This window comes from Amycolatopsis echigonensis, assembly GCF_014174495.1.
GTDB lineage: Bacteria > Actinomycetota > Actinomycetes > Mycobacteriales > Pseudonocardiaceae > Amycolatopsis > Amycolatopsis echigonensis.
This window is the reverse complement of sequence record NZ_JACJHR010000065.1, coordinates 1-12,755: the sequence shown is the minus strand read 5'-3', so window position 1 is coordinate 12,755 and position 12,755 is coordinate 1. Positions and strand designations below refer to the sequence as shown.

Below are 12,755 nucleotides of genomic sequence, written 5' to 3'. Positions count from 1 at the left end.
CCATCAAGCGGCATGGCTGCCGATAAGGCTGTTGATCTCAGCATCGAGTTGTTGGATCTGCTGGTTGGTGAGCAAGGGTGCCAAGTGCGGCTGTAGGCCACGCAGCTTGCGCACGACGACTCCAGAGCCCGTCTGGCGAGCGGTGGCCAGGACGGCGGAGGCGTAGTTGACGATCTGGTCGGGATCGCGCCGGTGCACGCCGATCATCGCCAGATCAGTGAGGACGCCTGCTTTTCGCCGAGCGGTCAGGTTGCCGGCCAGTGCGTCGGTCAAAGCGGCCTCGGCGAGATCAGGGCGACCAAGGGTGACGTAACAGGTGCCGCGTTCCTCGGCGAGACGGGAGCCGTCGAACCGGAGCCAGCCGCCGTTGTGCACCGGCTCCTGCAGGTGCTGGACCTCGGCGGCGGTGTCGAGTGCACGCTGACAGGCATCGAGGTCTCCGAGTCCGGCAAAAGTCTCGGCCTGTACGACGGCGATCCAATGCCGAGTCGAGAGACCGGGGTTGCCGCGGCGGGCCAGGTCTGCAGCCAGTTCCAGGATCGGGGCGGCTTCGTTGAACCGGCGTTCGTAGACGGCGATGAAGGCGTGTCTGGTCAGCGCGCAGGCCCAGAGGTCAGGGGTATTGGCTTCTTTGCTCGCTGTCGCGGCGAGGGTGTAGCAGTGGGCGGCGTCGGTGTAGCGATCACCGTCGAAGAAGATCTCGCCCGCCAACTGGAAGAGATCGGCGGACAACTCGCAGAGTCGCTGCCGGGTAGCCGGTGACTGTGGTCGACGCAAGCCTTCGGACAGTACGTCGAGCTGGGCGCGGACCAGGGGAAGTACCTGGCTCTTGGTCGATGCGAAGGCATATACACGCCACAGATGGCTGTTGAGCTGCTCAAACTCAGCGACTGCCGTCGAGTCCACGGCACCAGTTCGAGCCGCCGCAGCGAGCCTTTCCGCGTCGCAGACAGCCGACTCGGCCGCTGGCAACGCCAGCAAGGCGCCGGTCATGCTGAACAGGCGTAGCAGGTCGCGACGGTTCATGTCGTCTGTCTCCGCGAGGTCTGGCTGAACAGGGAGGACATCCGCTCCCGCGATCTGGGCTAGGGCGACGGCCGAGGTGCCGTTCGGCCCGGACGGTGTCGGTGCGAGCAACGTGCCCAGCTCTTCGAGGGTGAGACCGAGTGCCTTCGCGATGCGGGGCCGCCGGTACGGCTGCGGCGTCAGATCACCGCGTTCCCACCGGCCGACGGTGGAGAACTCCACACCGACGGCTGCTGCGAGGCTCTCCTGGGTGTAGCCCATCAGCTCACGCCGCGCGGCGAACGCCTCTCGCCGGTCGCCCATGAACATCACCTCGCTCCGTCGGTCCAATGCCACGATAACCAGCTACCGGTCAAGCCTGATCACCCGCTCGGCGAGCAGCACCCGTTCGGACTACTGCCGTAAAAATGGCGTTTGCGCAGGTCAAGTCGGGTGCCGCCTCATTGCCGCCTCATTGGCGCCGCGTCTCCGCTCTGGCCGTCGTTGATCATCCCCACTTGACTGGGGTCGCTGCGGTCTGGGCGAGTTTCCGTCTTCGGCGGCAGCCCGAGTACCTAGAAGCACGTTCACCAGAACGCACCGCTGGGGATGCCGGGCGACGAGACCACCCTCCACGTCTATGGGGAGTTCCCGTTCCCGCGGACGTGCTGGCGGGGACGCTCGACGCACCGCATTGAGGTCTCGGACCAAGTCGTAATTCGAGGGCGTGACCGATGAGGAGATCGTCACCAATGCAGTTGTCGTGTCTGAAATCGAAACCCTTGGCATCGTGGCTCTAGCCCAACTCGGTCTCTACGGTCTGGCGGTACAACAGCTCATACAGGTGTGCGCCCTTGATGAGGACCGAGGCTTCGACGGGGCGCTCGTTGTCGCTGTAGATGACACGCAACTGCCGGATCACCGGCGTCCCATCTGGAAGGTCCAGTGTCTCGGCTTCCTCCACCGTCGGGGATCGTGCCGAAATCCGGTCGACGAAGGTCCGCTGAGGAAACCCGAGGTCGGCGAGGGCTTGGGGCGCGCCGCCGCGGATCTTCGCGGCCTTGGCCAGGCTGCTGTTGTCGGCGATCTCGGAGGGGTAGTAGGACGCGGACAACTCCACGGGCTGGTCGTCGTGGAGGAGGATTCTGGTGCGGAGGATCGCGGTAGCGCCCGGCGTCAGCTGCAATCCGGCGACGATGTCCGCCGGTGGAACGACGTTGTCGACCTTGAGCAACTGGTAGCGGAACCGGCCTGGTTCGGGCGTGATGTAGGCGGAGGCGTCGATGACGAACGGCTGCCGGTCGCGGACGTAGACGCCTTTGCCGACACGGCTGTCGAGGAAGCCTTCGTCCTTCAGGGCCTTCAGCGCGTGCTGGATGGTGGCGTTCGCTGCGCCGTACCGCTCCACGAGTTGCGCGGTGGACGGCAGTTGCGTACCAGGGCTCAGCTCGCCACGCATGATGAGATCGCGCAGTTCCGCTGCGATTTGCTGGTGCCGGGGCCGGCTGTCACGGGCGCGAGGCAAAGTCGGCTCCTGGAGACGTCGTTAGAGCGATCATGGCGTCAGCTCGTATCGCAGCCGTCGTCCGTCGGCCACCATCGTCATCAGGCTGGCTTCGACAGGCCGTTCGTCTCCGGTGAGGAGCACACGGGCGAGCAGCAGCACGCAGGACGGGTCGTTCAGTTCCAGCGTGGTCCGTTCGTGCGGCGTGGCAAGCCGCGCGCTGACGTCTTCACGTACGCGGCGTGGCCGATGTCCGAGGTCAGCCAGGAGAGCGACGGCTCCGCCAGGGATCTTGCGGGGCTCGGCCAGCCGGGTGCCCCGAGCGATGTTCACCGGGTAGTACGAGTCGACGAGCTCGACTGGGTGGTCGTTGAACAGCATGAGGCGGCGCCGCACGACCACCGGCTCGCCTGCAGCCAGGCCGAGCATGTCCGCCACCATCGCGGAGGCGGACACCTCCTCCACACCCAGCAGCTTCTGGGTTCCCGTACCTCCGTGCTCTGCCGCCTCGGCGCTCCAGGCGTCGCCGCGGTGGCCGCTCACGTACGGCATCGACACGCTCGTCCACGGGCCGGCATCGGTCATCGCTCGCCCTCCTTGCGTCTCCTGGTGGGGGGTGCTCCCACCGTTGACCTTAGTCGTAAGGCAGCAAGGCTGCCCTCGACAGCGAGACCTCAACCTTATTACCTTTCTGATATCGCAGTAAGGTTCACCGGTAGCGAAGGTACTACAGATCGTCACGGCTCGGTTCGGCCCCCGGACTTTCCGTCGCTGCGTCGTTCGTGCCGGTACGAGCAGTTCCGCCGCCAGCGCACATCGGTCCGAGTGCTGTTCGGCATGACCGACGAAGGAGGGCTACATGAAGGCCGCTGAGGAGAAGTGTGTGGCGGACGGCCAGATCACCATCTCGCAGTCGTTCGGTTTCAGCGCCAGCCATGAGCTGAGACTGTTGCCGGCCAGTCACAAGTGCAGCCGCAACCACGGCCACAACTACACGGTGACCGCATCGGCGCTCGTGCACAATGACGGCCCCGGTGACCTGACGCCTCTTGGGGACTATCTGGCCGCGACGTTTGACCACCGATTGCTCAACGAGCAGGTCACCTTCCACCCGACGAGCGAGCTTCTCGCTTCTCACCTTGCCGAGTGGTTCCGGGACAACGTTGAGTCCGCGGTGCCGATCACGCTCGTCGCGATGGTTGTTTCGGAGACCGCGACCACGTCGGCACGCTGTGACGGTGTCACCGGCGAGGTCACGATCTCGAAGACCTTCAAGACCGGCCACGGTGACGTCACGCTGGTGCTGGGGGCGGACGGGCTGGACGAGGTTGGGTTCATCACCGATTTCGGCGACCTGAAGCCGTTCGGGGCTTACCTCCAGGCCCCTGCCGCCGACGCGGGGCTACGTGCCGCCGGCCCTGCGCTGGTCGCCCACCTGGCTGGCTGGTTCGTCGACAACGTCGAGCCGGAGATCCGCGGTCGACTCGTATCCGTACGGGTCGACTCGGGGACCACCACTGGCCTGTGGGAACGAGGCGATGCCTCGTGAACACGCTGACCTTGGCTCCCGAACGGGTAGAGGGTTCTGCAATTCTCACGGAGAAGTTCGAGTCGTTCCAGGGCGAAGGCCCCTGGACAGGGCAGCGCTGCGTGTTCGTCAGATTCTCCCGCTGTAACCTCCGGTGCGGCTACTGCGACACCCCGGAGAGCTGGGACTGGAGCAGGTACAACCCGGTCGAGGTCAGCGACCGAGTCCCCGTCGCCGAGCTGGTGTCGTGGGTGCGCGAGCGCGGCGTGGACATGATGGTGATCACCGGCGGGGAGCCGATGTTGCAGCAGCCCGCCATGACCGCCCTCGCCCGCGGCCTGGCCGACATCCGGGTGCAGGTCGAAACCAACGGCACGGTCGCACCCACACCGGAACTCACCTCCTTGGTCGATCTCTGGGTGGTGAGTCCGAAACTCGCGAACTCTGGCATGACCTACTCCACCCGCATCAAGCCCGAAGCCCTCTCGGCGTTGGTCGCGACAGACCGCGCAGTGTTCAAGTTCGTTGTCACCGAGCCCGACCGCGACCTCGACGAGATCGCCCAGCTCGTCGAGGAACACCACCTGGCTCCGGTGTGGGTGATGCCGGAAGGCACCACCCAGGAGAAGGTTCTGGCCGGCATGGACGCGCTCTACGGCCGGGCCACTGAACGCGGATGGAACGTCTCCACCCGCCTGCACATCCTGACCGGAGCGCGGTGACACCGACTCCCAGACCGAGCACTGGATCGCGGTGCTCGCGGTCACTGTCGCTGCGCCCGGCATGTCGTCCCCGCACCTGCGGGCCGTGGCGCTATCAGGAGCCGCCGCCGCTGACGTCCTTGACCCATTCACCACTCCCGGAAGCGAGGCGAAGTCCGTGACCAACACCCTCGACAGGCTTGCTCCCAGCGAAAGCCAGGACCTGGTGTCGCCGGGCCCGGTCGACACTGAGCGCGTTGCCGATCTTGTCGGCCAGCTCCTCGCCGCGATCGGCGAGGACCCTGGACGGGAGGGTCTGTCGGACACGCCGGCCAGGGTCGCCGCGTGGTGGCGCGGGTTCTTCTCCCCGGAGCCGTCGGCCGCCCCGACCTGCTTCCCCGAGCAACATCTGAGCGGCCAGTTGGTGGTGATCGGCGGCATGAGCGTCTGGTCGCTGTGTGAGCACCACCTGCTACCCATGAACCTGGACGTCGCCATCGGTTACGTACCGGACGGCGAAGTAATGGGCCTGTCGAAGTTCGGTCGAATCGCACAGCAATACGCGGGCCGCCTTCAGGTGCAGGAGCGCTTCACCCGGCAGGTAGCCGACGAGATCGCCGTCGTGATCGGCAGTACCGACGTGGCCGTCGCGGTTCGTGGCACGCATCTGTGCATGAGCGCGCGGGGCGTGCGGATGGAGGCAGCTCGTACCACCACACTGCAGGCCCGCGGCCGATTCGAGAGTGATCCTGTGCTCTCCCAACAGTTCCTCGCCCTCGCCACGGACAGGTGGAGGGTCGCCTGATGGCCAAGAGCATCGCCTTCTCCGCGATCGCCCCGCCCGACTACCTGAACGTCTTCGTCGCGCAGGAGCCCGCCAGCGTCCACCACGTGGCGGCCCAGCGTGTTCTGACCGACGCTGCCTACCGCGCGTTCTTCCACCGCGAGGCGCAGCGGGGTGCGGAGATCATTGTCGACAACGGGGTCTTCGATCTCGGCCACGCCCTGCCGGCCGCCGACCTGATCGCGGCGGCCCACATCGTGGACGCCCGCGAGATCATCCTCCCGGACGTCATGCGCGACGGGCTCGCCACCATCAAGGCCAGCGACGAAGCCGCTCGCGAGATCCTCGACCTCAGCGACGAGTTCCGCCTGTGCGTCGTGCTGCACGCGGCAGACGATCAAGAGTGGCTGCGCTGCTACGACTACTTCGCTTCCAACGAATACGTCGGAGCGATCGCGCTGCCCGCATCACGACGTCCCGCGCCCGAAGACCAGCTCTGCCGCACCCGCTGGGCGGCCACCCGGTACCTGGAAGACCACGGCATGGTCGAGGACCGGATCGTCTATCGGCTGCTCGGCCTCGGCCGCACCGGGCACCTGGAACTCGTCGAACAGCGCGAGCACGAATGGATCGCCTCGGTCGACGGCGCCGCCCCGGTCATCCTCGGCGCGATGGGCATCGAGATGCTGCCCGACGGTCCCTACGAGAAACCCCCGACCCCTCGAATCGAGAATCTGGGTCGGATCCCCGAAGAGCGGTTCGACTTGATCCGGCGGAACATCGCCGTCGTCCGCGAAGCGGCGGGTAGTAGCGTGCGGATCCCGGAGGCGGCCTGATGAGCCTCCTCGCCAACACAATCCCGACCGCGGGAGCCAGCTCGGCGTTGCAGACGTCCCCCATCGCGGTGGACGGGCACACGATGGCCCCGGACCGCCTTCTGCGCTACCTACAGATCAAGGTCCACCACCTCATCCAGGACCACGACTGGGACAGCATCCACGTCGTCGGCGGCTACGACCGCGAAGCCGTGATCTCCACGCACGAGAAGACCGGCAAGCTGTTCAACTTCGAGCGCCCCACCGCCGAGGTCCACGGCCGTGACCTCATCGTCAAGGCGTTCCCCGGTGCCGACTACGTCCACCACTACGCCCTGATCATCGCCACGTACCTGTCCATGACAGGAAAACCGGCCGACACGGTCACCTACGAGTTGCCCGACCCGATGTTGTCCCGCGAGGCGGTGGCGAAGCTCGGCCTCGAACTCGATGGCGACCTCGTGATCGTCGGCTGGGGCCTGGCGCACCTCGCTCCTGCCGACGGAGCGTGGACCTACGGGCACGGCTACGCCTGGCAACGCGCTCAGATCCACGGCCGACGAGTGGTCTACCTCGGGTTCCTCCACAGCATCTGGGGCGACGTCGCCGGACGCGTGGTCACGCGCCTGGCCGAGCTCGGTGCCCGCGACGTCGTCTACGTCGGCAAAGTCGGTGCGCTGAACCCCGACATCGAGCCCAACACGCGGCTGGCTACCGGAAACACAAGCCTCGTCGGCGGCAGCCTCGTGGCGTGGCCTGACTTCTTCGGCGACTTCGCCACCGCCCAACCAGGCGTGCACACCGGCATCCACGTCACGTCACCCTCGATCCTGCTGGAGAACAGGGACTGGCTGACCGAGCACGCCGAGCACGCATTCGTCGATCCCGAGATCGGCCCTATGGGAGTTGCAGCACGCGACGCCGGGATCGATTTCGGCTACCTGCATGTCATTTCCAACAACCTTGCTCGCCACTACCCCGCGGACTTGTCCAACGAGCGTCACAGCGACGTTGTCCGGCGGCGCACCGTCCTAATTAGACAGATTCAAGACATCGTCGCCAACCGACTGGCCGCCCGGCCGATCTGATCCCTTGGAGCGCACCAACATGACGAACGCAGCACCACTTTTCAACCCTGCGCGCGGGCGCGAGATCACGGTCGTCGGCATCGACGGCGCGGGCAAGTCCACCCTCGCCACCCGCCTGCACCAAGCGCTCAACGAGGCCGGCCACGAAACGATCCTGATCGGCAAGCACAGCACCGAAGTCCCGATGGACGCCGAGTTGTCCGCCTACGTCGACAGGCTCAACGCATTGGTCTATCGCCGCGACGCGCGCGTCGCCCAGGCGTGCGGCGATCACTACTGGCTGCTGGCGCTGGCCGCCTGGTACACCCTCCAGGACAAACTCGTCATCCAGCCCGCCCTCGCCGCCGGAACCCACGTGATCCTCGACAACGCCCACCACAAGATCCTCGCTCGCTACGCGGTGAATCCCGACGTCTCCACCAGCCTGGCCGAGCAGGTCTTCGCCCACCTCACCGAACCCGACCTGGTGTTCTTCCTGCGCATCAGCGCCCGCGACGCGCTCGCCCGCAAGGGCGAATTCAGCTCCCTGGAAACCGGCCACTCCGGCGGCGCGGACGAGGACTTCATCCGCTACCAGGACACCGTTCTCGCGAAGCTGCGCGAGCACGAGCAGCGCGGCGGATGGCTGTCGATGGACGTGACCGACATGGACCGCGACGCGGTCTTCAAGACCGCTGCCGAAGCGCTCGCCGACCGCCTCCAGCTCGCCATCTGACCCCGCCAACAGTCATCACGAGGAACGCACCATGCCAGCGACCCGACCAACCGGCGGCGAGTACGTGTGCCACGGCATCACCTGGGCGACAGGAAATCCCCGGCTGCTGCTGGCCCCGCTGCCCGACGGGCCGCTGGTCTACGCCGAGATCATGAACCAGCGACTCGGTTTTGCGGTCGGTACCGGCCGGTGGTGCACCGGCCGGTACCAGTTCGCCGACACGGTGCGCGTCGAGGCCCTCGCGTGTCCCGACCGCGCGCCGACCGAGCAGGGCGACCAGTGCGCTCGGTGCTTGCGCCAGGACGAGTTCCGCTTCGCCCACCAGTTCCACCAGGACGGCAACGTCCCCGCGGCCCTGCGCCAGTACATGGACCAGCCGCACTGGCTCTACCTCGCCACCTTCGCCGACGGCGCCACCAAGGTCGGCACTGCAGCCGAACCACGCAGGCAATCCCGCCTCGACGAACAAGGCGCCCTGATCGCGACCTATCTGACCAAGAGCGCCGACGGCCGCGCCGTACGCCACCTCGAAGACGCCATCACCCGCGGCCTGCAGGTGCCCCAGACCATCCGGGCCTCGACCAAGCTCAAGGCGCTGGCCAATCTGACCGACCTGTCCACCGCGAGCGCGACCCACGACCGTCACGTCTCCCGCGCCGCGGACGCGCTCGCAGCGATGAACACTCCGGCAATGCTGGAGACGTGGACTCCTCCTGCCGAAGGCGACCGAATGCGCGTCGCCGACGGCGTACGGATGCTGTACCCACACGATCTGCGCGACGGTGAGCACGGCTTCACCGTCGTCTCGTGCGTCGGCACCCAGGTGCTGGCCGCCCTGGACGGTGACGACGAAGTGGACTACGTGCTCGACCTCGGCACCCTCAAGGGTCGCCGCATCACGCTCGGCCCGTTCACCTCGCCCGCCGCCGCCTTCCAGAACTCCCTCTTCTAACCGACCCCGGCTCGTCGCGTCCGTCCGCAACGAGCCTGGCCTGCGCCCTGAAGCGAGGTACCCGCGATGGCACCACTGGACGCCCTTCTCGGCTGGGACGAGGACACCACTGCCGAGGCGTACGCCGCCTTCACCCGTGCCTTCCCCATGTATTCGGCCACCAGCCGGGACCTTGCTCGCCGCGCCGATCTCACCGACAGCCGGCTGGTGGTCGACCTCTGCGGCGGAGCCGGCGCGACCGCGGAGGCAATCCTCGAACTCGTGCCGATCGACGCCCAGGTCGTCTCCCTGGACAACGCCGCTGCCATGCAGCGCGTTGGCCGACGCACCCTGGCCGACCCACGCCTGAGCTGGGTCACCGCACCAGCCGAAGATCTGGTCGGCCACGTTCCCGGCGCGGCAGACGCGGTGGTGTGCAACTCCGCGATCTGGAAGACCGACGTGCCACAGGTGTTCGCCGCCGTCCACCAGGTCCTACGACCCGGCGGCCGGTTCGTGTTCAACGTCGGCGGCGGCTTTGCCGGCGTCCGCCACCCCGACGAGACCAATGTGCGCACCGGCCCCTCGCTGAACACCTTGATCCGTCAGGTCGCGGCCCGTGACCACGGCTACGCCCCGCCTCCAGCCGCCGAGCCAGCTCCGAAGCTGCCACTGGACACGATTGCCGACCACCTGTCGGTCGCCGGACTGACCGTGCTCGACACCGAGGTCGTCGCCCAGCGCAGCACGATGGCCGAGAAGAAGGCGTGGTTGTCGATTCCGGTCTTCGCTCGACCCGACGGGGACTTCACCCACGCTCAGCGGATGGACATCCTCGACAAGGCGTACTCGCTGACCACGCCCGACACGCCTACCGTGACGAGCTGGCTCGTGGTTGTCGCACAGCGACCCAGGGAACTACGTTGACCGCCCCGCCACCGACCAGTAGCCACGGCAGCAGGATCAAGTACTGCGACCACGCGGCCGTCGGCGTGCTCATCTCCTCACCGGACGGGCTGCTGGTCTTCGAACGCGCGAGGCCCCCTGCGGGGATCGCGCCGGTCGCTGGTCATGTCGACCAGCACGGAGGCCCCGAGCAAGCCGCCCGCATTGAGGTCGCCGAGGAAGTCGGCCTGACCGTCACCTCACTTCACCTGCTGCTGACCGCATGGCGGCCCAACCACTGCCGCCGACCGACCAGCGACCGCGTGGGCCATCAGTGGTGGATCTATCGGGCCCAGACCTCTGGCCCGATCCGACCCTCTGCCCAAGAGGTGCGCGCACCCCGATGGCTGCACCAAGACCAGCTCCAGCAGCACGCGCACCGCACCGCGGCCTACGCCGAAGGGCAGCTGAGCGAGGAGCAGTTCACCGCGAAGCCCGGCTTGGAGCCGGTGTGGGTTCGATTCCTGCACGAGCTCCAACTGGTGACGCTGCCCGACGACATCCTGAGTCTGATCGACAAGGTCCTCTGACCGTGCACCGGCGACGGGTCTCAGCGCGCCCCCACCACGTTCCCCGCTGCCAATCGGCGTACGTACGCGCGGATACGTTCGCGGTCCTCGGGGAACACGCTCTCCCACGTCTCGTCCAGGTCAACCCACCTCGATGGCTGCCCAGTCTCCCCGCCGAGCGGCACGTCGCGGTCGACGACGGCGCCGTAGGACAGGCTCAGCGTCGGCGCCCAGTCGGCGCGGAAGGAGCGGACAGCCACCGCGGCCGGCATAGGCAGCAGCTCGCCCGCTACGCCGGCCTCCTCCACGAGTTCACGAGCTGCGGCTGCCCGCGGCGTCTCGCCTGGCTCGACCTTGCCGCCAGGCGGCACCCATCCGCGCACGCGGTGCCGTACCAGCAAGACGTGGCTGTACGTCGGGTCGGTGACCCAGACCTCGGCCGCGAGCGGCTTCAGCAGCGACTGGTGGGCGTGGAGCCACGTCTGGGCGTCATCGAACTCCATCGCGGCAAGGCGAGCGTCCGCGACCGCCGCTTCCACGGTCAACTGGTCAATCACCTGACCCAGCCTAAGCCGACGTCGCAGCCGACCCGGACATTGCAGGGGGACAAGGCCCGCCGTGTCCTGGCCTGTGAAGGAACGACCCGGAGGTTGGATGCCCCGAATGGTGGAATCGTCAGCGACGAGTCGCGATATTCATGCAGGTCAAGCTTGGTGACGCCTCAACCGCGCCTCCACGGCACTGCCCGAACGCGCTTGATGACATGGCCCATTCGCAGTTGACTACCTCGGGCTGCGCCGAGAGGGAGGTGCTGCCTTAGCGGCGCGCTCTGTCGAGAGCATTTCTGCCCGAACAACCCAGGGTGTCCGCCCTGTCTCATATCTGGATGCGTCGTAACCGGGCCATGCTGACCATGGCCGTCCACATAGTTGATCGTTGAACTAGAAGGGAAGCGATGGGCACCGATACCACCACCGTGTCGCCGGGGTCGCTGCGCGCGGAGATGGTCGCCAAGGTCCGCAAGTCGGGATACGCGCAGCTCAGTGAGGTCGCGCGGGTCCTGCTGGACACACCACGTCATGAGTTCGTGCCCGACGCCCCACTGGCCACTGCCTACGACCCGTGGCAGGCGGTGATCACCCACCGGTTCCAGGATGGCCGGTCGTTGTCCTGCGCGTCGGCGCCGTGGCTGGTCGCGGCGATGCTCGACCAGCTTCACGTCCAACCCGGCAACCGCATCCTGGAAATCGGCGCGGGAACTGGCTACAACGCCTGCCTGCTTGCCCAGTTGACCGGCCGCGCGGACCTGGTGACCACGATCGACATCGACCCGGACGTCACCGCGAAAGCCAAGCGGGCCCTGACCGCCACCGGCTACGGCGACGTGCATGTGATCACCGGCGATGGTGGGCTCGGCTATCCCGACCACGCCCCGTACGACCGCATGATCGCCACCGTCTCGCCGTGGGACATTCCCGCGCAGTGGTGGCAACAGCTCGCGCCCGGAGGACGGCTGGTCGCCCCGCTGCGCTTCCCTGTCAAGTCAGCGTGTTGAACCGTTTCGTCGGGCGGTGGTGGCGTTCCCAGCCGCCGCTCGGACCGATTAACGTGGGTGCTGAGGGTGCTCAGCCGGTGCGCGAGCCGATGGTCAGGGTGACGGATTGGGATGTGTCTGCGCGGATGAGGGTGGCCGGCACCTTCTGTCCTGGCTGGGTGTGTCGGAGGGCAGCCAGGAGGTCCTCGACGCTGCGGATTGGTGTGCCGGCGAATTCGGTGATGACGTCGCCGGTGCGGATGCCGCTGGCGGCGGCGGGACCGCTTTGGTCGATGCCGAGGACGAGTGCGCCGTGGTCGGTGTGTACGCCGAGTTTTTGTTGGATGTCGGGGGTGAGCCGGCCGAGTGAGATCCCGAGGTAGGGGTGGGTCGCGGTGCCCTTGGTGAGCAGCTGGTCGGCGATGTCGGTGACGGTGGCTGAGGGGATGGCGAACCCGAGAGACACCGCCCCTGCGGCGGGTGGGATGTATGCCTCGTTGATGCCCACGACCCGGCCTTGCGTGTCGAGCAGTGCACCGCCGGAGTTGCCGGGGGAGATCGAGGCGTCGGTTTGAATGAGGTCCACAAGGGACTGGGTTTGGCCGGCGGATCCGGGGATCTCGCGGTGCAGCCCGGAGATGATGCCGGCGGTGACCGAGTTCTCGAAGCCCAGGGGGCTGCCGATGGCCAGGGCTC

Annotated in this window: 15 protein-coding genes; 10 read left to right on the top strand and 5 right to left on the bottom strand. The window is 67.1% G+C overall.

From position 1 onward, the window contains the following. Positions 1–3 precede the first annotated feature (3 nt). The 3 genes from H5411_RS33605 to H5411_RS33595 all read right to left on the bottom strand — a co-directional run bounded on the left by H5411_RS33605 (position 4) and on the right by H5411_RS33595 (position 3,094). Positions 4–1,335, bottom strand: coding sequence for a helix-turn-helix domain-containing protein (locus H5411_RS33605; RefSeq protein ID WP_233520027.1), 1,332 nt, complete (start codon positions 1,333–1,335; stop codon positions 4–6). Between the two features lie 466 nt (positions 1,336–1,801). Further along, on the bottom strand, positions 1,802–2,530 hold the full coding sequence (locus tag H5411_RS33600; RefSeq protein ID WP_110341290.1) for a GntR family transcriptional regulator: 729 nt from the start codon (positions 2,528–2,530) through the stop codon (positions 1,802–1,804). 30 nt (positions 2,531–2,560) lie between these two features. Continuing rightward, positions 2,561–3,094: a GntR family transcriptional regulator gene (locus tag H5411_RS33595; protein WP_110341288.1), complete on the bottom strand. Its 534-nt coding sequence runs from the start codon at positions 3,092–3,094 to the stop codon at positions 2,561–2,563. 274 nt (positions 3,095–3,368) lie between these two features. Here H5411_RS33595 and H5411_RS33590 point away from each other — a divergent pair, with 274 nt between their 5' ends. The 9 genes from H5411_RS33590 to H5411_RS33550 all read left to right on the top strand — a co-directional run bounded on the left by H5411_RS33590 (position 3,369) and on the right by H5411_RS33550 (position 10,546). Continuing rightward, positions 3,369–4,058 (top strand): 6-pyruvoyl trahydropterin synthase family protein, encoded by a 690-nt coding sequence (locus tag H5411_RS33590; RefSeq protein WP_110341286.1) that lies wholly within the window; start codon positions 3,369–3,371, stop codon positions 4,056–4,058. Next, positions 4,055–4,759 (top strand): 7-carboxy-7-deazaguanine synthase QueE, encoded by a 705-nt coding sequence (locus tag H5411_RS33585; RefSeq protein WP_205215108.1) that lies wholly within the window; start codon positions 4,055–4,057, stop codon positions 4,757–4,759. The genes H5411_RS33590 and H5411_RS33585 overlap by 4 nt, the downstream gene beginning before the upstream one ends. A gap of 157 nt (positions 4,760–4,916) precedes the next feature. Beyond that, positions 4,917–5,543, top strand: a complete 627-nt coding sequence (gene folE, locus H5411_RS33580; RefSeq protein ID WP_199542610.1) for a GTP cyclohydrolase I — start codon at positions 4,917–4,919, stop codon at positions 5,541–5,543. Continuing rightward, positions 5,543–6,358: a hypothetical protein gene (locus H5411_RS33575; protein WP_110341284.1), complete on the top strand. Its 816-nt coding sequence runs from the start codon at positions 5,543–5,545 to the stop codon at positions 6,356–6,358. Before folE ends, H5411_RS33575 begins: the two co-directional genes overlap by 1 nt. Beyond that, entirely contained in the window at positions 6,358–7,425 is a 1,068-nt protein-coding gene (locus H5411_RS33570; RefSeq protein ID WP_199542608.1) for a hypothetical protein, read from the top strand. Before H5411_RS33575 ends, H5411_RS33570 begins: the two co-directional genes overlap by 1 nt. Before the next feature lie 19 nt (positions 7,426–7,444). Next, positions 7,445–8,140, top strand: a complete 696-nt coding sequence (locus tag H5411_RS33565; RefSeq protein WP_098087045.1) for a dTMP kinase — start codon at positions 7,445–7,447, stop codon at positions 8,138–8,140. A 31-nt stretch (positions 8,141–8,171) separates the two neighbouring features. Then, positions 8,172–9,092, top strand: coding sequence for a DUF2797 domain-containing protein (locus H5411_RS33560; protein WP_098085328.1), 921 nt, complete (start codon positions 8,172–8,174; stop codon positions 9,090–9,092). Positions 9,093–9,158: 66 nt separating this feature from the next. Next, on the top strand, positions 9,159–9,998 hold the full coding sequence (locus tag H5411_RS33555; RefSeq protein ID WP_098085325.1) for a class I SAM-dependent methyltransferase: 840 nt from the start codon (positions 9,159–9,161) through the stop codon (positions 9,996–9,998). After that, positions 9,995–10,546 carry an NUDIX hydrolase gene (locus H5411_RS33550; protein WP_098085322.1) on the top strand — a complete coding sequence of 184 codons (552 nt, stop codon included), beginning with the start codon at positions 9,995–9,997 and terminating at the stop codon, positions 10,544–10,546. The genes H5411_RS33555 and H5411_RS33550 overlap by 4 nt, the downstream gene beginning before the upstream one ends. Before the next feature lie 20 nt (positions 10,547–10,566). Here H5411_RS33550 and H5411_RS33545 read toward each other — a convergent pair whose 3' ends face one another. Beyond that, the gene (locus H5411_RS33545; protein ID WP_269467510.1) at positions 10,567–11,082 is read right to left on the bottom strand and encodes an NUDIX domain-containing protein; all 516 of its coding nucleotides are present in this window, start codon (positions 11,080–11,082) and stop codon (positions 10,567–10,569) included. A gap of 398 nt (positions 11,083–11,480) precedes the next feature. On the opposite strand from H5411_RS33545, the gene H5411_RS33540 reads away from it, so the two are divergent. Continuing rightward, positions 11,481–12,080 (top strand): methyltransferase domain-containing protein, encoded by a 600-nt coding sequence (locus H5411_RS33540; protein WP_098085319.1) that lies wholly within the window; start codon positions 11,481–11,483, stop codon positions 12,078–12,080. 70 nt (positions 12,081–12,150) lie between these two features. Here H5411_RS33540 and H5411_RS33535 read toward each other — a convergent pair. Next, the coding region (locus H5411_RS33535; protein ID WP_183126140.1) for a S1C family serine protease at positions 12,151–12,755 on the bottom strand (605 nt) is incomplete at its 5' end.

Bases quoted from the DNA above. Each gene is read 5' to 3' on its own strand.
- H5411_RS33605 (WP_233520027.1), bottom strand. From the start codon at position 1,335: ATGTTCATGGGCGACCGGCGAGAGGCGTTCGCCGCGCGGCGTGAGCTG.
- H5411_RS33595 (WP_110341288.1), bottom strand. From the start codon at position 3,094: ATGACCGATGCCGGCCCGTGGACGAGCGTGTCGATGCCGTACGTGAGC.
- H5411_RS33590 (WP_110341286.1), top strand. From the start codon at position 3,369: ATGAAGGCCGCTGAGGAGAAGTGTGTGGCGGACGGCCAGATCACCATC.
- H5411_RS33575 (WP_110341284.1), top strand. From the start codon at position 5,543: ATGGCCAAGAGCATCGCCTTCTCCGCGATCGCCCCGCCCGACTACCTG.
- H5411_RS33570 (WP_199542608.1), top strand. From the start codon at position 6,358: ATGAGCCTCCTCGCCAACACAATCCCGACCGCGGGAGCCAGCTCGGCG.
- H5411_RS33565 (WP_098087045.1), top strand. From the start codon at position 7,445: ATGACGAACGCAGCACCACTTTTCAACCCTGCGCGCGGGCGCGAGATC.
- H5411_RS33560 (WP_098085328.1), top strand. From the start codon at position 8,172: ATGCCAGCGACCCGACCAACCGGCGGCGAGTACGTGTGCCACGGCATC.
- H5411_RS33555 (WP_098085325.1), top strand. From the start codon at position 9,159: ATGGCACCACTGGACGCCCTTCTCGGCTGGGACGAGGACACCACTGCC.
- H5411_RS33540 (WP_098085319.1), top strand. From the start codon at position 11,481: ATGGGCACCGATACCACCACCGTGTCGCCGGGGTCGCTGCGCGCGGAG.